General features: G+C 66.1%; 13 protein-coding genes and 4 tRNA genes. 14 read left to right on the plus strand and 3 right to left on the minus strand.

Annotated elements, in window-relative coordinates:
* The first annotated feature begins 1 nt into the window (after nucleotide 1).
* The 6 genes from capA to G4Z14_RS01675 are packed head-to-tail and all read left to right on the plus strand — an operon-like array spanning nucleotide 2 to nucleotide 6,745.
* Complete coding sequence (capA, locus tag G4Z14_RS01650) at nucleotides 2-2,092, plus strand: caprolactamase subunit alpha (RefSeq protein WP_164623011.1); 2,091 nt, start codon at nucleotides 2-4, stop codon at nucleotides 2,090-2,092.
* On the plus strand, nucleotides 2,089-2,841 hold the full coding sequence (locus G4Z14_RS01655) for an ABC transporter ATP-binding protein (RefSeq protein WP_164623012.1): 753 nt from the start codon (nucleotides 2,089-2,091) through the stop codon (nucleotides 2,839-2,841). The genes capA and G4Z14_RS01655 overlap by 4 nt, the downstream gene beginning before the upstream one ends.
* Nucleotides 2,838-3,572, plus strand: a complete 735-nt coding sequence (locus G4Z14_RS01660) for an ABC transporter ATP-binding protein (protein WP_164623013.1) — start codon at nucleotides 2,838-2,840, stop codon at nucleotides 3,570-3,572. Before G4Z14_RS01655 ends, G4Z14_RS01660 begins: the two co-directional genes overlap by 4 nt.
* Nucleotides 3,572-4,486: a branched-chain amino acid ABC transporter permease gene (locus G4Z14_RS01665; RefSeq protein ID WP_164623014.1), complete on the plus strand. Its 915-nt coding sequence runs from the start codon at nucleotides 3,572-3,574 to the stop codon at nucleotides 4,484-4,486. The genes G4Z14_RS01660 and G4Z14_RS01665 overlap by 1 nt, the downstream gene beginning before the upstream one ends.
* Nucleotides 4,486-5,538 carry a branched-chain amino acid ABC transporter permease gene (locus G4Z14_RS01670; RefSeq protein WP_164623015.1) on the plus strand — a complete coding sequence of 351 codons (1,053 nt, stop codon included), beginning with the start codon at nucleotides 4,486-4,488 and terminating at the stop codon, nucleotides 5,536-5,538. The genes G4Z14_RS01665 and G4Z14_RS01670 overlap by 1 nt, the downstream gene beginning before the upstream one ends.
* 28 nt (nucleotides 5,539-5,566) lie before the next feature.
* Nucleotides 5,567-6,745 (plus strand): ABC transporter substrate-binding protein, encoded by a 1,179-nt coding sequence (locus G4Z14_RS01675; RefSeq protein WP_164623016.1) that lies wholly within the window; start codon nucleotides 5,567-5,569, stop codon nucleotides 6,743-6,745.
* An 80-nt stretch (nucleotides 6,746-6,825) separates the two neighbouring features.
* Here G4Z14_RS01675 and G4Z14_RS01680 read toward each other — a convergent pair whose 3' ends face one another.
* Entirely contained in the window at nucleotides 6,826-10,641 is a 3,816-nt protein-coding gene (locus tag G4Z14_RS01680; RefSeq protein WP_164623017.1) for a M10 family metallopeptidase C-terminal domain-containing protein, read from the minus strand.
* 156 nt (nucleotides 10,642-10,797) lie between these two features.
* Nucleotides 10,798-11,406, minus strand: a complete 609-nt coding sequence (locus G4Z14_RS01685) for a TetR/AcrR family transcriptional regulator (protein WP_164623018.1) — start codon at nucleotides 11,404-11,406, stop codon at nucleotides 10,798-10,800.
* Between the two features lie 82 nt (nucleotides 11,407-11,488).
* Between G4Z14_RS01685 and tgt the strand changes: the two genes are divergently transcribed.
* The 4 genes from tgt to G4Z14_RS01705 all read left to right on the plus strand — a co-directional run bounded on the left by tgt (nucleotide 11,489) and on the right by G4Z14_RS01705 (nucleotide 15,944).
* Nucleotides 11,489-12,619: a tRNA guanosine(34) transglycosylase Tgt gene (tgt, locus tag G4Z14_RS01690; protein WP_164623019.1), complete on the plus strand. Its 1,131-nt coding sequence runs from the start codon at nucleotides 11,489-11,491 to the stop codon at nucleotides 12,617-12,619.
* A gap of 198 nt (nucleotides 12,620-12,817) precedes the next feature.
* Nucleotides 12,818-15,241 carry an endopeptidase La gene (gene lon / locus G4Z14_RS01695; RefSeq protein WP_164623020.1) on the plus strand — a complete coding sequence of 808 codons (2,424 nt, stop codon included), beginning with the start codon at nucleotides 12,818-12,820 and terminating at the stop codon, nucleotides 15,239-15,241.
* Nucleotides 15,242-15,409: 168 nt separating this feature from the next.
* Nucleotides 15,410-15,856 (plus strand): HU family DNA-binding protein, encoded by a 447-nt coding sequence (locus tag G4Z14_RS01700; RefSeq protein ID WP_164623021.1) that lies wholly within the window; start codon nucleotides 15,410-15,412, stop codon nucleotides 15,854-15,856.
* A gap of 13 nt (nucleotides 15,857-15,869) precedes the next feature.
* Nucleotides 15,870-15,944, plus strand: a tRNA-Val gene (locus G4Z14_RS01705).
* Nucleotides 15,945-16,000: 56 nt separating this feature from the next.
* Here G4Z14_RS01705 and G4Z14_RS01710 read toward each other — a convergent pair.
* The gene (locus G4Z14_RS01710; RefSeq protein WP_164623022.1) at nucleotides 16,001-17,335 is read right to left on the minus strand and encodes a peptidoglycan DD-metalloendopeptidase family protein; all 1,335 of its coding nucleotides are present in this window, start codon (nucleotides 17,333-17,335) and stop codon (nucleotides 16,001-16,003) included.
* A gap of 172 nt (nucleotides 17,336-17,507) precedes the next feature.
* On the opposite strand from G4Z14_RS01710, the gene G4Z14_RS01715 reads away from it, so the two are divergent.
* The 4 genes from G4Z14_RS01715 (at nucleotide 17,508) to G4Z14_RS01730 (ending at nucleotide 18,891) form a co-directional block, all read left to right on the plus strand.
* Nucleotides 17,508-17,583 (plus strand) — tRNA-Val (locus G4Z14_RS01715).
* 91 nt (nucleotides 17,584-17,674) lie between these two features.
* Nucleotides 17,675-18,613: a pirin family protein gene (locus G4Z14_RS01720; RefSeq protein WP_164623023.1), complete on the plus strand. Its 939-nt coding sequence runs from the start codon at nucleotides 17,675-17,677 to the stop codon at nucleotides 18,611-18,613.
* 94 nt (nucleotides 18,614-18,707) lie between these two features.
* Nucleotides 18,708-18,784 (plus strand) — tRNA-Asp (locus G4Z14_RS01725).
* Between the two features lie 30 nt (nucleotides 18,785-18,814).
* Nucleotides 18,815-18,891 (plus strand) — tRNA-Asp (locus G4Z14_RS01730).
* The last annotated feature ends 52 nt before the right edge of the window (nucleotides 18,892-18,943 follow it).

Raw genomic sequence — 18,943 nt, forward strand, 5'->3', positions numbered from 1 at the left:
GATGAAATCCGAATATCGTCTGGGCATCGACGCCGGCGGCACCTTTACCGACTTCGTTCTGGCCGACAAATCGGGCCAAGTGCGGCTGTTCAAGGCACTTTCCACACCGCAGGATCCGACGCTGGCCATCAAGAACGGTCTGGCGCTGATCTCTGAAGAACTCGGCGTTCCGGCCAATCAGATCATCCCGAACTGCGATCTGTGCATCAACGGCACGACGGTTGGCCTCAATGCGCTGATTACCCACAAGGGCGCAAAAGCGGGCCTGATCTGCACCGCAGGTCACGAGGACAGCCTTGAAATCCGGCTTGGCCACAAGGAAGACGGCTATCGCTATGACCCGGAATATCCGCCGGCCACCATGCTCGTGCCGCGCTATTTGCGCCGTGGCGTGCAGGAGCGGGTGCTGTCGACGGGCGAAGTGCGCACCCCCCTGAACGAGGCCGATGTCCGCGCCGCCTGTGAGGTGTTCAAGGCCGAGGGCGTGGAAACCGTGGCGATTTCCTTCGTCTGGTCGGTGCTTTACCCCGACCACGAACGCCGCGCCGGCGAGATCGTGCGGGAAATGCTGCCGGGGGTGGTGCTGACCCTTGGCTCGGAACTCTACCCGCAGGTCCGCGAATACACCCGCACCTCGACGGCGGTGGTGAACGCCTATCTCGCGCCGATCATGAAGCGCTATGTGACGGCGGTGGATGCCTATTTCCAATCGCTCGGCGCGAAGCAACCCGTCCGCTACTACCAGTCGAACGGCGGGCTTGCCATCGGGCAGGCGATGACCGACCGCTCGGTCTATGCCATCAACTCCGGCCCGGCTTCGGCCCCGGCCGCCGGGCAATATGTCTGCGAGCCCTTCGGCAAGAAGGACGTGATTACCGTCGACATGGGCGGCACCTCGTTCGACATCACGCTGACCAAGGACGGCTCCACCAACATCAACAAGAACATCGACTTCCTGCGCTATCGCATTGGTGTGCCGATGATTCAGGTGGAAACCCTGGGCGCGGGCGGCGGCTCGATCGGCTGGATCGACGAGATGGGGCTGATGCAGATGGGGCCGCAATCGGCGGGGTCCGATCCGGGGCCGGCCTGCTATGGGCAGGGCGGGAAACTGCCCACCGTGTCGGACGCCAACCTTGTGATGGGCTATCTCAATCCCGATGGTCTGGTCGGTGGTCGCCTGCCGTTGAGCTATCAAAAGGCCCATGACGCGGTGAAAACGAATCTGGCCGATCCGCTGGACCTTTCGGTCGAACGCGCCGCCTATGGCATGTTCACCATCGTCAACGCCAACATGGTCAACGGCATCCGCCGCGTCACCGTGGAGCGCGGCTATGACCCGCGCGATTTCGTGCTGGTGGGTGCAGGGGGCGCGACGGCGGCGCATATCACTGCGCTGGCCGATGCCATCGGCATTGACACCATCGTCCTGCCGAAGCTCGCCTCGGGTCTCTGCGCCTTTGGCCAGATCATCTCGGACGTGAAATACAACTACATGGCCACGGCGCCCCTGCGGCTGGAATCCGACGCCGCCTATGCCCGGATCGACGAGCTTTACAACCAGATCGAGGCGCAGGGCATCGCGCATCTGAAAGATGACGGCTTCAAGGGCAAGGACATCGTCATCAAGCGCAGCCTTGACATGCGCTATGTCGGGCAAGTCCATGAATGCACGGTGGAAATCGACAATTTCAAGGTCGATGCCAAGTCGATCGGCAAGGTGATCGCCGCCTTCCACAAGCGGCACGAGCAGCTTTACACCTATTCCGAGCCGCATTCGGTGGTCGAGGTCGTGAACATCGAAAGCACGGTCTACGGCGTGGTGGAAAAGCCTGCCCGCATGACCATCGGCAAGGGTGTTTCGGCCGACAAGGCGATCAAGGCGCATCGGGATGCTGTGTTCTCGGCCGACGGCAAGCGGGTGAAGACCCCGATCTATGACGGCACGCCGCTGGGCGCGGGCGCGACGATCCATGGCCCGGCCGTGATCGAGGAAGTCACCACCACCATCGTCGTGGAACCGGGCTGGACGGCCCGGCTGGATGAAAGCGGGTCTTACCTCATGACCCGCGACAAGAAGGGGGCAAAATGAGCCAGTTGCACGCCGACAAGGTTTCGGTCGCCTTTGCGGGGCTGCGCGCCCTGTCAGAGGTTGACCTCACGGTCTCACCCGGCCAGATCGTCGGGCTGATCGGCCCGAACGGGGCGGGGAAGACCACCCTTGTCAACGTGCTGACCGGCTTTCAGGCCCCGACCGAGGGGGCTGTCCGGCTGGACGGCCAGCCCCTGTCGAACCTCAAACCGCATGAGTTGCGCCGTCGCGGCATCGCCCGCACCTTTCAGGGCGGGCGGCTGTTCCGTGACCTGCCTGTCATCGACAATCTGGAGGTGACGGGCGTCGGCCTTGGCCAGTCGCGGGCGGCGGCGATTGCCGAGGCAACCGCGATGCTGGAGTGGGTCGGCATCGCGCCCTTGGGCGACCGCATCGCCGGCACGCTGCCCTATACCGACGAGCGCCGGGTGGCGATTGGCCGGGCACTGATGGGCAAACCTTCCTTCGTGCTTCTCGACGAACCCGCCGCCGGCATGAGCGCACAGGAGGCCGCCGAGCTTGCCGATCTCATTCGCCGCATTGCGGGCGAGATGGGCTGCGGTGTCCTGCTCATCGAACACAATGTCGGGCTGGTGCTGGACCTTTGCCACCACATCGTCGTGCTGGACAGCGGCGCGGTGATCGAAACCGGCGGTCCGGCGGCGATCCGCGCCAGCGAACGGGTGCGCCACGCCTATATGGGCACCGCCGCCGACAGCCATTTGCCCGTGCTGGAGGTCAGCGCATGAGCCTGCTTGCCCTGTCCAATGTCTCGGTCCGCTATGGCCGGCTGACCGCCGTGCGCAATGTCAGCTTCTCCATGGCGGAAGGCGAGATCCTGTTCATCACCGGGCCGAACGGCGCCGGGAAATCCTCGCTCCTGCGCGCCATTGCCGGGGTGACGCCGCCCGCCGGCGGGCGCATCGACTTTGAAGGCCATGACATCACCGGCCGCTCGCCCGAGGACATCGCCCGGCTGGGCGTGTCGATGGTGCCCGAGGGGCGCGATGTGTTCGGCGGGCTGACCATCGAGGAAAACCTGATGGTCGGCACTGGCATGCATGCCCGCGAGCGGGGCTGGAAGGCCCGCGCCGCGACGGAACTGGAGGCAGTCTATGCCACCTTCCCGATCCTGAAGGACCGCCGTCACACGCAGGCGGGGCTTCTGTCGGGCGGCCAGCAGCAGATGCTGGTGATCGGCCGGGCGCTGATGACCCATCCGCGGCTGGTGGCGATTGACGAGCCGTCCTTGGGTCTGGCGCCGAACATCACAGATCAGGTCTACGAACGCCTGATCGCCCTGCAGGCGGAACGCAAGCTGACCCTCCTCATCGTCGAGCAATCCTCCACCCGCGCCATGATGGCCGGCGGGCGGATGATGCTGATGCGGGGCGGGGAAATCCTGCTCGACGGCGACGCGCGCGCGCTGGGGCAATCAGAGGCCATGCAGGCCGCCTATTTCGGATATGGAGAGCACTGATGGGATCGCTGCTTCAGGTCATCTTCGACGCAGCCGCGCTTGGCTCGCTCTATGCCCTTGCCGCTCTTGGCATCGCGCTGATCTTCGGGGTGATGCGGCTGGTGAACTTCGCCCATGGCGATGTGATCGCCTTCTCGGTCTTTGCGCTTCTCTGGCCCTCGGTCGATGCGGTGGCCGTGGTCTTTGCCGGCAACCTGCCGTGGTTTCTGCTGATCCCCTTCGTGCTGGCCATCGGGGCAGGGCTGTCGGTGCTGTCGGAAATCGTGGTGTTCCGCCGGTTCCGGCGGGCCAATCCGGCCACCATGATGATCGCCTCTTTCGCGCTTGGCTTCGTCATCCGCTATTTCCTGCTGATGCTGTTTTCCAGCCGGCCGAAAAGCATCTCGCTGCTGCCCGCCCTCAGCCAACCCGTTGAAATCATGGGCGCGCGCATTCCGCTTTTGCAGCTCATCACCATCACGGTGACCATCGCCGTGCTTCTTGGCCTCATCGCCTTCCTGCGCCGCACGCGCTTTGGCCTCGAGATGCGGGCGGCGGCCGAGAACTTCACCATGGCCCGGATGCTGGGGGTGCGGGCCAACCGGGTCATCATGGGGGCCTTTGCCCTGTCAGGGGCGCTGGCGGCGGCGATTGCGCTGATCCTCGGGTCGCAGACCGGCACGGCCAACATCATGATGGGCGCGAACGTGATGCTGATGGCCTTCATCGCCACGGTGATCGGCGGCATGGGCAGCCTTGCCGGGGCGGTGCTGGCCGGGTTCCTGCTGGGGGCGGTAGCAACGGTCATGCAGGTGATCCTGCCGCCCGACGCCCGCGCCTTCCGCGATGCCTTCGTTTACGGCGCGGTCATCCTTGTCCTGATCTTCCGGCCGCAAGGCCTTCTCTCGGCCCGCGGCACCAAGGAGCGCGTGTAATGTCCCTTTCTGTCGCCCGCCGCACCGTCACCACGCCGATCCTGCTGGGCCTCCTGCTCGTCGCCTTCGCGCTGTTGGCGCTGGTGGTAGGGTCAAAGCCCTTCAACCAGACCATCATCGACATCTTCCTCAAGGTGATCTTCGTGGTCGGGCTTTGGGTGTTCATCGGCAATTCCGGGGTGATTTCCTTTGGCCACACCGCGTTTGCCTGCCTTGGTGGCTATATTGCGGCCTGGACCACGATCAAGCCGATGCTGAAGGGCACCGCGATGCCGGGCCTGCCGGACTGGCTGATGGGAATGGAGATTCCGTTCTGGGCCTCGGCGGTGCTGGCGGCCGGCTGGGCCGCGCTCTGGGCGCTGATCTTCGGCGCCGTGCTGATGCGGCTGTCCGGCATTGCCGCCTCGATCGCCACCTTTGCCATGCTGGCCATGGTGAACTCGATCTATTCGAACTGGGAGAGCGTCACGGCGGCGACCTCCTCGGTCGTCGGCATCCCGATTGTGCGGTCGATCTGGCCCTACCTGATCGCCGCCCTGATCGCGGTCTTTGCCGCCTGGGCCTATGGCATCTCGCGCCACGGCCTTGCCCTGCGCGCCGCGCGAGATGAACCCACCGCAGCGGCGGCCAGCGGCATCGACATTCCGCGCGCGCGGCTGATCGCCTTCGTGATTTCCGGCGCCATCATGGGCATGGGCGGGGCGCTTTACGCCCATTCCATCGGCATCGTCACGCCCGACACCTTCTACCTTGGCCTCGCCTTCATCACGCTGTCGATGCTGGTCGTCGGCGGCATGGGCAGCCTGTCGGGCGCGGTCTTGGGCGTTCTCATCCTGTCCTCGCTGATCCAGATCCTGCGCTGGCTGGAGGCAGGCATCGAGATCGGCACCACCACCTTTGCCCTGCCGGGCGGCGTGCAGGAAATCGCCCTCGGCGCCGTGATGATCCTCATCCTCATGTTCCGGCCTGCCGGGATCATGGGCAACCGCGACCTGAGCCTGCCCCGCGGGGCGGCTTCGGACAGCCAAGGCCAGACCGGCCCCAAAACCTGAAAAAGACGACCCAACAAGGAGAGACCAAATGAAAAGACTGATTGCAGCCCTTGCCGCCACCACCTGCCTGACGGCTCCGGCGCTGGCCGATGACGAAAAGATCGTCGTGGGCTTTGCCACGGCCGAAACCGGCTTCATGCAGGCATATGACAAGCCCGCGCAGGATGCCGCGATGATCCGCATCGCCGAGATCAATGCGGCGGGCGGGCTTCTGGGCAAGCAGATCGAAGTGGTGAACGCCGATACCAAGACTGACCGCGCCGAAGGCGCCAAGGCGGGCCTCAGCGTGATCGACGCCGGCGCCGACATGGTGGTGGTGTCTTGCGACTATGACTTCGGCTCGCCGGCAGCCCTTGCCGCCGAAAGCGCCGGCCTGCCGTCGTTCTTCCTCTGCGCGGAATCGATCAAGGCGGGCATTCAGGGCGTTGGCCCGAACAGCTTCTCGGCTTCGGTTCTGGCCGCGGTGCAGGGCGCGACCATGGCGGAATGGGCCTATACCAAGAAAGAAGCCCGGACCTTCTATCGCCTGCTCGATACCTGGACCGAATACAACAAGGGCATTTGCGACGGCTTCGACTGGATGCTGCCGCGGCTGGCCGATGCCACGCTGGCGGGCGAGGACACCTTCCTGAACGAGGACGCCTCGATTGCCGCGCAGATCACCCGCATCAAGGCGCTGCCGGAAGAGCCTGATGCCATCATGCTTTGCACCATGATGCCGGGCGCGGTTTCGGCCATCAAGCAGATCCGCGCTGCGGGCATCAACTCGATGATCCTCAACGGCTCGGGCGTGGATGGCAGCTACTGGCTCAGCGCCGTGCCGGACCTGTCGAACTTCTTCGTGCCTGTGCAGGGCTCGATCTATGGCGATGACCCGAACCCCGAAGTCACCGCCTTCAACGCCAAGTACAAGGAAGCGACCGGCGGCGATCCGTCGACCCAGTATGTCTATCCGGGCTATGTGATGATTGACGTCTGGGCCAAGGCGGTGGAGCGGGCGGGCACCGTGGAAACCTCTGCCGTGGTGGCGGAACTGGAGAAGATGACCGGCGAGCCGACGCTCTTTGGCCCGCGCACCTTCACCTCCGAGATTCACCACCAGAACCAGGCGCGCTATCTGATCGTCGAGACCAATGCGGGCAAGCCCGGCGTGGTGGATGAATGGACGATCTCGGAAGCAATCCCGGTTGCCGACCTGATGAAGTAAGCTTCGGGCAATCCGACAGGTCGGCCCCTGCGCAAGCGGGGGCCGATCTGCGTTCCGGTGCGATTTTCAGGGCAGGGGGCTCAGAGCAGGAAATCACCCGCCCCAAGGCCGGTGATCCCGGCCAGCCCGATCTCGAAATCGGCCAGCCCGTCGCCGGTGACATCGCCGCTGACGATGACCTGCGCCAGCTCCACCACCAGCCAGAGGCCAAAGGCGAAAGGCCCGGCTGGGCTGAAGCCGAAGGCCTGATTGCCGGCAAGGCCCGCGTTGGCGTCAAGCGTGCGCAGGTCGATCTGGTCGATGCCGGTGGTGAAGTCATGGATCACATCGCGGGTCGGCCCGACCAGACTGTCGGCGAGACTGGCGAACACGAACCGGTCGGCCGCCACATCCTCGCCGCCATAAAGATGGTCCAGTCCTGCACCGCCGCTCAGGCTGTCGGCGCCGATGCCGCCGAAGATGCGGTTGGCCAGCGCGTTGCCGGTCAAGCGCAGCCCGGCGGTGCCGGTGGCGCGCAGTTCCTCGACCGCCATGCCGGCGCCGAGGGTGTGGTTGACTGAGGTCATCACCACATCCCGCCCGCCACCCGCCGCTTCGATCACTGCGGCGCCGGCATGGGAAAGCCAGTAGGTGTCATTGCCCGCGCCGCCGGCCAGCGTGTCGGCAAAGGCGGCGTTGCCGTGGAGCTGATTGGCAAGGCCGTTGCCGGTCAGGTGCAGGCCCGACGCGCCGGTTGACCGGATCTCCTCGACCGCCACGCCGGCGGCCAGGGCGTAATCCACTGCGGCGTCAAGCCAGTCCAGACCACCGCCCGCGGCCTCGATCACCTGCTGCCCGGCGGCGGCGATGACATACAGGTCATTGCCATCGCCGCCCGCCAGCGTATCGGCATGGCTGGCGCTGCCATAAAGCGCGTTGGCGCGCGCGTTGCCGGTCAGGCTGAGTGCGGCCGGGCCGGCGGCGTGCAGCTCCTCGACCTGGCTGCCCGCGGCAAGACTGTGGCTGACGGCGGCGTACAGGATGTCATGGCCACCGCCCGCCGCCTCGATCACCCGGTCGCCGAGATGGCGCAGGTGGTAGATGTCATCGCCGCCGCCCCCGCGCAGCGTGTCGGCGCGCAGTGCATTGCTGTAGAAGATGTTGGCCAGTTCATTGCCGGTCAGATCGCGCCCGGCGTTGCCCATGGCGTGCAGTTCCTCGACATGGCTGCCGGCGGCAAGGCTGCAGTCGGCATAGGCATAAAGCCGGTCCAGCCCGCCCGCCGCCGCCTCTGTCACCCGCGCGGCAGCGTTGTAGAGATAGAAACGGTCATTGCCGGCGCCGCCCGCCAGCGTGTCGCCATGGCCCGTGCTGCCGACAAGCCGGTTGGCAAGGCCGTTGCCGACAAGGGTCAGCGCCTGCGACCCCAGCGCGCGCAGGGTCTCGACAGCAGAGCCCGCGGCGAGAACGTGGTTCACATGGGCAAAGATCGTGTCCGTGCCGCCACCCGCCGCCTCCTCCACCCGGTCCTCGCTGTGGTAAAGGTGATAGCTGTCATTGCCGCCGCCGCCCGCCAGCGTGTCGGCATCGCTGGCCGAGCTGGTCAGCCGGTTCGCCGCCCCGTTGCCTGCCAGCGTGATGCCGCCGCTGCCTTCGGCGACGGTGAGCCGCTCCACCGCCTGACCGCTGGCCAGCGCAAAATCGACATGGGCCAGCACTTCGTCCGTGCCCTGACCGGCCAGTTCCTGCACGGTGTCGAGCGTCGAGAACACATGGTAGCTGTCATTGCCGGCCCCGCCCTGCATCACGTTGCCCACCGATTGCGCCTGCAGGGTGACATCAAGGGTCCCGACGGGGCCGGTGCCGGTCAGGTCGGGCAGGATGTCGAAGACATTGACCAGATTGCCGCTGCCGTCGCCTTGCCAGTTGTGCAACAGCCCCGCGGTGTTCAGCGGGTCGGGCAGGTGGGTCCAGGCATTGTCCCAGATATCCTGCGCCGAACGGGCATGGTCGAACAGCCGGATGTCGCCGACGGCCGCCTGATCGTCGATCACGATGCCCGCCACCACGTCAAGACCGCGCGTCGTCGTCGGAAACACCCGCTCGGCAGTGCGCACGCCGTCAAGATAGATGCTCAGCGCCCCGGTCAGGTCGTCAAAGCTGATCGACAGGCGATGCGCCGCGCCGTCGGTCAGGGCAGGGGGCAGGATGCCATAGTGCCAGTCCTCCACCTCGGCGCCGCCGAACAGGATCGAGGCCGCGCCGTCGGCATGGCGGTAAAGCGCGAAATTGCCGAATTGCAGGACATAATGTTCATTGCCAAGCGCCGCTTGCTGCCAGACCAGTTCCAGCGTGAAGGACTGCGTCGGAAAGAGCGTGGCCGAGCCGAGGTCCAGCGCCGCACCCGCCGCTGCATCGGTGGCGACCAGCCGGAACACCTCTGGCGCGGCGACGCCGGTGGCGCTGTCATCGCCCGCCAACAGGTCATCGCCCGCGCCGCCGTAAAGGCTGTCCGAACCCGCCCCGCCATAAAGGCTGTCGTTGCCCGCCCCGCCGTCGATCACATCGGCGCCGTCATTGCCACTTAGGTCGTTGGCCACCGCATTGCCGGTCATCCGGTCATCGCCGCGCCCGCCGCGCGCCTCTTCGATCACCGCCCCGAAGGCGATGCCGAGGTTCAGGACGAAGCCGCCGACGCTGGACTGGCTGCCGGCGGCCAGCGAGATCTGCTGATCGGCGGCATAGCGCGACAGGTCCAGCCTGTCATGGCCGCCGCCATCCCAGATCGTCAGCATGGGATCGAGGTTCTGCACGAAGTCATAGACCCCGCCCGCCGTCGCGCCGAAGCCATAGACGGTATCGCCGGCCCGCGTCGCGCTGTTTGCGCCGTAGATCTGTTGCAGGGCCAGCATGTCACAGATGCCCAGCGTGTCGGCCTGCAAGCCCGAGCCGCCGACGCCTTCGGGCAGGCCCGCGCCTTGCGGCTCATCGGCGGCGAAATAGCTCATCACCGTGAACTGCGCGCTGTCCTGCCAGAACCGGGCGTCCGCGCCAAAGCTGATCGCGCTGCCACCCCCGGCATCGTAAAGCCCCGGATGCGTCAGGCCCATGCTGTGACCGATCTCGTGCAGCATCATCTGGTAATACCAGCTGCCGGGCTGCGGCGCCTCGGTCGGCGGCGCAGCGGTGTTCACCCAGACATCGCCGGAGGTCGAGGCAAAGTCCGGGTCCGCCGGCAGGCCGCCCCAGGCCCCACTGCCATCCTCGGCGCTGTAATTGCCGTAAAGCAGCACCGCCTCGTCGGTATAGCCGCCGGGATTGACCTCGGTGAAGCTCAGCCCGGTGATCTCGGCGAAATGCGCCAGGACGGCGCGGGTGGTCTCCTTCTGCGCCTCGGTGAAGTGCTGGAAGCCGGTCTGGCCATGGTCGATGCTGTCGGAAAACCCGAAGCTCAGGTTGACCCCGCTGCCGCGGGTGTCGGTCCAGGCGGCGTGGCTGTCCAGCACGCCCGCGATCATCGCCAGATCGACATTGGCCTTGTCGCCCGCGCTGGCCGCGACTCCATAGCTGCCGGTTCCGGTGCCAGTGGCCGAGGCGGCGAGATAATACCGCCCGGTCACGGTCGCGGTGAAGGAGAATGTCGCGTTCAGGTTGGGCAGGCCGTCGTCGTTCAGGGCAAGTTCCGTGCTGCCATCCGGCGCGATCAGCCGCAGCAGGGGGTTGGTCAGGCATTCAAGGCCGATGCCGACCATGGCGAAGCAGTAGCTTTCGCCCGCCACCAGATCGACGGCGATGAAATCCGTGTCGCCCGCCGTGCCGATTTCCCCCTGCGCGGTGCCGCCGATGTCGATCAGAAAGGCCGTCGTGGCGCTGGCGGGGGCATCGCCGGAAAGATCGGTCTCAAAGGTCGTCGGCATCCGTCACTTCCTGCGAACGGGCTGGCCTGACGAGCCGGAATGCGCCCTTGGGTTGAACGCTAGCATTGCAATGCAGCTTCATGCAAGAAAAGTGAACTGTCTGCAGCACCTTCGCCAAGGGCAGCGCGCGCCTTATGCTCGCGCACCCCGTACCGGTCAGGTGCCGCCCAGCCGCAGGCGCGCGAACAGCACGCAGGCCTCCAGCCCGTTCCTGACCGCCTGTTCGTCGCGCCGGCGCATCCAGTCCAGCCAGAGCCCGTCGAGCGTGGCCATGATGAGATCGCTCACCATCGGGATGCGGTCGGTCTTCCAGGGGTCGGAGACCTGATGCAAGAGCGCCTCGACCTGCGCCCGGTAGCGGTCGTGCAGCGCGCGCTCGGCCGCGGCGACGGCGGGGTGGGCGATGGCGGCCGACCACAGGTCGATGCGGGTGCGCAGGGGACCGGGCGACAGGAAATCCTCGGTGAAGCCGGCCTTCAGGAACGCCTCCAGCCGCTCGGCCGGCGTCGCGCCGGGCAGGCTGATCCGGGCTTCGGCCGCCACCTGGAACTGTTCGGAGGCCAGCCGGCAGGCCTCGGCCAGAACCTCGTCCATGCCGGTGAAGTGATAGCTGATATGGCCAAGCGACATCTGCGCTTCCGCGGCGATCTTGCGGGCGGTCAGCTCGGCATAGCCCACCCGTTCCAGACAGCGCAGCGCGGCCTGCGCGATCTCGCGGCGGCGGTCGCCCGCCTTGCGGCGGTCCTTCGGTTCGGCGTCATCCATCTTGCACCCATGGGAAACCCGCTTCCCTCTTGGCTTTTTGCCCCCATTCGCCCAGAAGGGCAACCTGAACCGGAGAGGCGACATGGCAACGGGCTTTGGCTTTACCCTGAAGGCAACAGACGGCGCGGCGCGGACGGGCGTGATCGCCACCCCGCGCGGCGAGATCAGGACCCCGGCGTTCATGCCGGTCGGCACCGCGGGCACGGTGAAGGCGATGATGCCGGATTCGGTGCGTGCCACCGGGGCCGACATTCTTCTGGGCAACACCTATCACCTGATGCTGCGCCCGACGGCCGAGCGGATTGCCCATCTGGGCGGCCTGCACCGCTTCATGAACTGGCACCGCCCGATCCTGACCGACAGCGGCGGCTTTCAGGTGATGTCGCTGGCCTCGCTGCGCAAGCTGACCGAGGAGGGCGTGCGGTTTTCCAGCCACGTCGATGGATCGAAACACATGCTGTCGCCCGAACGCAGCATGGAGATCCAGAAGCTCCTGGGTTCGGATATCGTGATGTGTTTCGACGAATGCCCGGCCTTGCCGGCAACCGACGAGGTGGTGGCCAAGTCCATGCGGCTGTCGATGCGGTGGGCGCAGCGCTCGCGCGATGCCTTCGGCGACCGACCGGGCCATGCGCTCTTTGGCATCATGCAAGGCGGCGTGAACCGCGATCTGCGCGAGGAATCGGCCCGGGCGCTGACCGGCATCGGCTTTGACGGCTATGCCGTCGGCGGGCTGGCGGTGGGCGAGGGGCAGGAGGCGATGTTCTCGGTCTTGGACTATGCGCCGGGCTTCCTGCCGGAAGGCAAGCCGCGCTACCTGATGGGGGTGGGCAAGCCCGACGACATCGTCGGCGCGGTGGAGCGCGGCATCGACATGATGGATTGCGTCCTGCCCTCGCGCTCGGGCCGCACCGGGCAGGCCTGGACGCGGATGGGCGCGGTGAACCTGAAGAACGCCCGCCACAAGGACGACCCGCGGCCGCTCGATGCCGATTGCACCTGCCCGGCCTGCCGGAATTATTCCCGCGCCTATCTGCACCATGTGGTGAAGGCCGACGAGATCATCGCCTCGATGCTGCTGACCTGGCACAACCTGCATTACTTTCAGGAGTTGATGCAGGGCCTGCGCGATGCCATCGGCGAGGGGCGGCTGGCCGGATTCGTCGCCGGGTTCCACGCGCAACGGGCGGCAGGCGATATCGAGCCGATCTGAGGCAGGGTCGGCCCGGCCGGTCTGCATCGAATGCGCCCGATATCCCGCCTTGTTCCCGCCACGGGATCAGCGCAAAATGTGATCGACCGGCGTGGTTGACTCAGGGCCGCCACGCCCCCAAGTAAACAGGCCGAGGGGAAGGCCGGAACGCTGCCGATTGCCGGGGCGGGGCCCTCCTGCCGACAAGGAAACGCGAAAATGACTGACACCATCGCCCCGACTGCCAGCGCCACGACCCACCCGGTTCTGCCGCTGCGCGACATCGTGGTTTTCCCGCATATGATCGTCCCTCTCTTCGTGGGCCGCGAAAAGTCGGTCCGCGCGCTGGAAGAGGTGATGGCCGAGGACCGGCAGATCCTGCTGTCCTCCCAGATCGACCCGTCGGTCGATGACCCGACGACCGAGGGCATCTATCGCACCGGGGTTCTGGCCAATGTGCTGCAACTCCTGAAACTGCCCGACGGCACCGTGAAGGTGCTGGTCGAGGGCAAGACCCGGGTGAAGATCACCGAATTCGTCGAAAACCCCGCCTTCTTCGAGGCCCGCGCCCAGCGGCTGGGCGAGGTTGAAGGCGACAAGGCCTCGGTCGAGGCCCTGGTGCGGGCGGTCGCCGACGAGTTCGAGCGTTACGCCAAGATCCGCAAGAACATTCCCGAAGAGGCGCTTGGCGCGGTCAGCGAAACCCGCGAACCGGCGCGGCTGGCCGATCTGGTCGCCGGTCATCTCGGCATCGACGTGGCGCAGAAGCAGGCCATTCTGGAAACGCTCGACGTGGCCGAACGGCTGGAAAAGGTCTACGGCCACATGCAGGGTGAAATGTCGGTCCTGCAGGTCGAAAAGAAGATCAAGTCGCGCGTCAAGACCCAGATGGAGAAGACCCAGCGCGAGTACTATCTGAACGAGCAGATGAAGGCCATTCAGAAGGAACTGGGCGACGGCGAGGAAGGCCAGAACGAGCTGAAGGAGCTGGAGGACCGCATCAAGGCCACCAAGTTCTCGAAAGAGGCGCGCGAAAAGGCCGAGGGCGAGCTGAAGAAGCTGAAGTCGATGTCGCCGATGAGCGCCGAGGCGACCGTCGTGCGCAACTATCTCGACTGGCTTCTGGGCGTGCCGTGGGGCGAGCAATCCCGCGTCAAGAAAGACCTGAACGCGGCGCAGAAGGTGCTGGATGCCGATCACTACGGTCTGGACAAGGTCAAGGAACGCATCGTCGAATATCTGGCGGTGCAGGCCCGTTCGGCCAAGCTGAAAGGCCCGATCCTGTGCCTCGTCGGCCCGCCCGGTGTCGGGAAAACCTCGCTCGGCCGCTCGGTCGCGCGGGCGACGGGGCGCGAGTTCATCCGCATCTCGCTTGGCGGGGTGCGTGACGAATCCGAGATCCGCGGCCACCGGCGGACCTATATCGGCTCGATGCCCGGCAAGATCATTCAGGCGCTGAAAAAAGCCAAAACCACCAACCCGCTGATCCTGCTCGATGAAATCGACAAGATGGGCCAGGATTTCCGCGGCGATCCGGCAAGCGCGATGCTCGAGGTGCTGGACCCCGAACAGAACTCGACCTTCGTCGACCACTACATGGAAGTGGAATACGATCTGTCGAACGTGATGTTCATCACCACGGCCAACAGCTACAACATGCCCGGCCCGCTTCTGGACCGGATGGAGATCATTTCGGTCGCCGGCTACACCGAGGACGAAAAGCGCGAGATCGCCAGGCAGCACCTGTTGCCGAAGCAGGTCGAGGCGAACGGGTTGAAGAAGGGCGAATTCGCGGTCTCCGACGCGGCGCTGACCCATGTCATCCGCTATTACACCCGCGAGGCGGGCGTGCGGAACCTTGAGCGCGAGATTGCCAAACTGGCGCGCAAGGCAGTGACCGACATCCTGAAGAAGAACACCAAGGCGGTCGAGGTCGATGAAGCCAAGGTCGAGCAATACCTTGGCGTGCAGCGCCACCGCTATGGCCTGGCTGAAAAGGAAGATCAGGTCGGCGTGGTTACCGGTCTGGCCTGGACGTCGGTCGGCGGGGATCTTCTGCAGATCGAGGCCCTGCGCCTGCCCGGCAAGGGCCGGATGAAGACCACCGGCAAGCTGGGCGAGGTGATGAAGGAATCGATCGAGGCCGCGTCGAGCTATGTCCGCTCGATCAGCCCGCAGATTGGGGTGAAGCCGCCGAAGTTCGAGACGATGGACATTCACGTCCACGTCCCCGACGGCGCGACGCCCAAGGACGGGCCGAGCGCGGGTCTGGCGATGGTCACCGCCATCGTCTCGGTGCTGACCGGCATCGCGGTGCGCAAGGACATCGCCATGACCGGCGAGGTGACGCTGCGCGGCAATGCCAGCGCCATCGGCGGGTTGAAGGAAAAGCTGCTGGCTGCGCTGCGCGGCGGGATCAAGACTGTCTTCATCCCGGAGGAAAACGCCAAGGATCTGGCGGAGATTCCGGACAATGTGAAGGAAGGCCTGAAGATCATCCCGGTCACCCATGTCCGCGAGGTTCTGGCCCAGGCGCTGGTGCGCCAGCCCGAGCCGGTGGAATGGGACGAGGCCGCCGAAGAGGCGGCGGCGGCGGCGCGCAATGCAGCGGCGGAACTCGCCGCCGGCCAGACGGCGCACTGAGCGGCCACAGGACTGGAAAGGGGCGCGACGATCGGCATCTTCGCGCCCCTTTTGTTTGTCTTGTGAAGAATTTCTCGGGCCGCCGTTGCCAAAATATAGACAATTCAGACGACTCACTGTCAATGTCACCGCCAGAGATCGCATCATCACGCCATGAGAGAGGACCGCATGCCAAGCGCCCCCCCGAAAAAGCCCGCCGCCAAGGCCGCGACCGCCGCAGGCAAACCCGCGGCGAATTCCGGTGCCAAACCCGCCCGGACCGGCGCCAAGCCGGCAGGCGCCGCCAAGGCCGCCGCGGGGCCGGTTGAGGTTTCCAAGCCGACCGCCGGCGGCACGCTGCGCCCGAAGGATCTGATTGCGCGCGTGGCCGAGGCGACGGGCGGCAAGATCAAGGACATCCGCGGCACAGTGGCCGCCACGCTGGAAGAGCTTGGCAAATCGCTCGACGCCGGCGAAACGCTGGTGCTGCCGCCCTTGGGCAAGCTGCGCGTGGCCCCCGGCAAGGCCGAGGGCGGCGACGGCCCGATGCGGTTGAAACTGCATCGCGGGGCCGGGGTGGCGGGCAAGAAAAAAGCGGAAAAAGAGCCCCTTGCGGAGCCCGGGGAAGCCAGCTAAAAGCCGCCCCATCGGGCGATTAGCTCAGCGGTAGAGCGCTTCGTTCACATCGAAGATGTCAGCGGTTCAAATCCGTTATCGCCCACCATCCTAGCGAAAGCGCGCCCCGCACCGGGCGCGCTTTTTGCGTTGCAGGGCCGGCTTTCAGCTGAACTGGAAATCGCCGGCATCCATCTGGGACAGGGTGACATCGTGCAGGAATACGCTGCCCGCGCCGTAATCCAGCCAGAGGCCACCCTCGCCGGCAGAGAAGGCAAGGGCCGCAAAGCCCGCAACTCCGGACAGCGCGATCCGGTCGGTGCCGTTCTGGAAATCGCGCAGGGAATCGAGCCCGTCGCCCTGCCGGAAGACGAAAATGTCGGCGCCAGCGCCGCCCGCAAGCGTGTCACGGCCCAGTCCGCCCTCCAGCCGGTCAGCCCCGGTGCCGCCGAAAAGCGCGTCCGCCCCGCGGCCAGCGAACAGCCGGTCGGCGGCCTCATGACCGGAAAGCCGGTCATTGCCGGAACCGCCCCGCAGCGTATCGGCGCCAAGCCCACCGTCCAGCGTATCGGCCCCGTCCGTACCGGTGCGCAGCACGCCCTTGGGCGTGAAGCGGACGGTATAGGCCCCGAGCGAGCTGCCATCCCCCGCCGCCGACAAAAACAGGTCCGTAGTCTGGTTGGCGACGAAGCTCAGCCTTGCATTCTGTCCTGCGCCGCTGTCGTCATCCACGGCCAGCAAGGCGCCATCGGCATCGTAAAGCCGCAGATAGGCGTCAAGCCCCGACCCCTCGGCGGCATCGACAGTCAGGACGTAGCTTTGGCCGTCCTGCACTTCGATGCGGAACCAGTCCATGTCGCGGGCCAGCGCGATGCTGCCCGTGCCGGGGCTATTCAATGCCAGCACCGCCCCGGTGCCGGTGTTGGCGGCGATATCGCCCGCGGCCCCGGCCGCCACGCTGCTGCCAGCGGCCAGCACCGAAATCGTGTCATAGCCTTCAAAACGCAGATCGGCGGCAAGCGTCGCATTGGCGGTCGTGGCGGCGGCATCGGCAATCAGCCCGGCCTGCCACTGCACAAGGCTGCATGCGACCTGGAAATGTAGGTGCGTGCCCGACCGCGCGCCGGTATTGCCGACTTGCCCCAGCACGGCGCCCTCCTCCACCACCGCCCCGACGCTCAGCGGCACCGAGCCCTGGCGCAGGTGGAAATAGGACGAATAGAAGGTGCGCCCGTTGATCTCATGCTCCAGCGTCACGAAGTTGCCGATGCTGGACGGCCCGAGCGAGGGGTCGCCGGCATAGGAGGCCGACCCGCCATCCACCACGACCTCGCTCATCGCCACCACCCGGCCACGTGCCACCGCCAGAATCTCTTGGCCGAAATCGAGGTCGAAATCGTAGGAATAATATTGGCTGCCACTATGGCTGTAGCCGCCGCCGACGGTCTGCGTCACCGTGGTTGCGCCCAGGAAGGGCAGGCGGATCAGAGTCTGGACCATGGTTCACTCCCGCGGGGTGGTCTGCGCTGTTGTTCCCGTCCTCGGCAGGAACCGCTCAAGGCTTTGTGCCAGGAAGGCTGGGCCAAACTGGGGCAGCACCGGGGCGCCAGGCAATATCACCGGCCGGATATGCGCTTGCCGGGATTTTCCGGCTCTGCTAGGTGGTCCGCAGGGGCGGTTAGCTCAGTTGGTAGAGCGTCTCGTTTACACCGAGAATGTCGGGGGTTCGAGTCCCTCACCGCCCACCAGTCCCGCTTTGCACAAGACCTGCGCGCTGTCGCGGACTGGGACGCAGGGTGCAGTTTCCTATATCATCGCCAAAGCTGACAGGAGACCGCCATGAGCTGGAACCCCCTTCTTGACCCGACTGTGCCGATTGGCAATGCGGTGGATGCCATCGAAACCGTGATCGTGCCGCGGGCGCGCGACCTTGGCGGCTTCGAGGTGCGCCGGGCGCTGCCGTCAGTCGCCCGCCAGATGGTCGGCCCCTTCATCTTCTTTGACCAGATGGGCCCGGCCGAGTTCCTGACCGGGCAGGGCATCGACGTGCGGCCGCATCCCCATATCGGGCTGGCGACCGTCACCTATCTCATGAAAGGCCGGATGCATCACCGCGACAGCCTTGGCACCGACCAGTGGATCACCCCCGGCGAGGTGAACCTGATGACGGCGGGTCATGGCATCACCCATTCGGAACGCACTGACGGGCCGATGCGCACCGCGCCGCATGCGATGTTCGGGCTGCAGACCTGGCTGGCGCTGCCCCTGGATCAGGAGGACCGCGCGCCGGGCTTCCACAACGCGCCCGAGGCCGCGCTTCCGCTGCTCGAGGGCGAGGGCAAGACCGTGCGGCTGATTCTGGGCAGCGCCTGGGGCGAAACCGCACCGGTGCCGACTGCCTCGGAAACTGTCTATGCCGATGCCACCCTTGCGCCCGGCGCAAGCCTGCCCCTGCCGGACAATCACGAGGACCGCGGGGTCTATATCCTGTCCGGCTCGGTAACGTCGGGCGGGGTTCCCTATGAGGCGGGGCGGATGCTGGTGTTCCGTCCGGGCGATGCGGTTGCGGTCACGGCAGGCGGGCAGGGCGCGCGGCTGATGGTGCTGGGCGGGGCCACGATGGAAGGGCCGCGGCATATCTGGTGGAACTTCGTCGCCTCCTCGAAAGAGCGGATCGAGGCGGCGAAAGAGGCCTGGCGGGCGGGCGACTGGGCGCATGGCCGCTTCCACCTGCCGCCCGGCGATGCGGCCGAATTCATCCCCGCGCCCGAGCGGTGATTTTCCCCGGCTTTCCAACCGCTTTCCCGCTTGACGCCGCCGCGCCCCTTCCGTAATACCCACCCCACGCCGGGGCGACCCGGAAAGACGATGCGCGGTGGTAGCTCAGTCGGTTAGAGTACCGGCCTGTCACGCCGGGGGTCGCGGGTTCGAGCCCCGTCCACCGCGCCAGTTTTTCCAATCCCCTGAACGTGCCCATGCGCGGTGGTAGCTCAGTCGGTTAGAGTACCGGCCTGTCACGCCGGGGGTCGCGGGTTCGAGCCCCGTCCACCGCGCCACTTCCTCAAAGCCCCCCTTGCGGGGGCTTTTTGGTTTTTGGACCTCCGGAAT

The sequence above is a fragment of the Tabrizicola oligotrophica genome, assembly GCF_011008935.1.
In the GTDB taxonomy this organism is placed as follows: Bacteria; Pseudomonadota; Alphaproteobacteria; order Rhodobacterales; family Rhodobacteraceae; genus Tabrizicola_A; species Tabrizicola_A oligotrophica.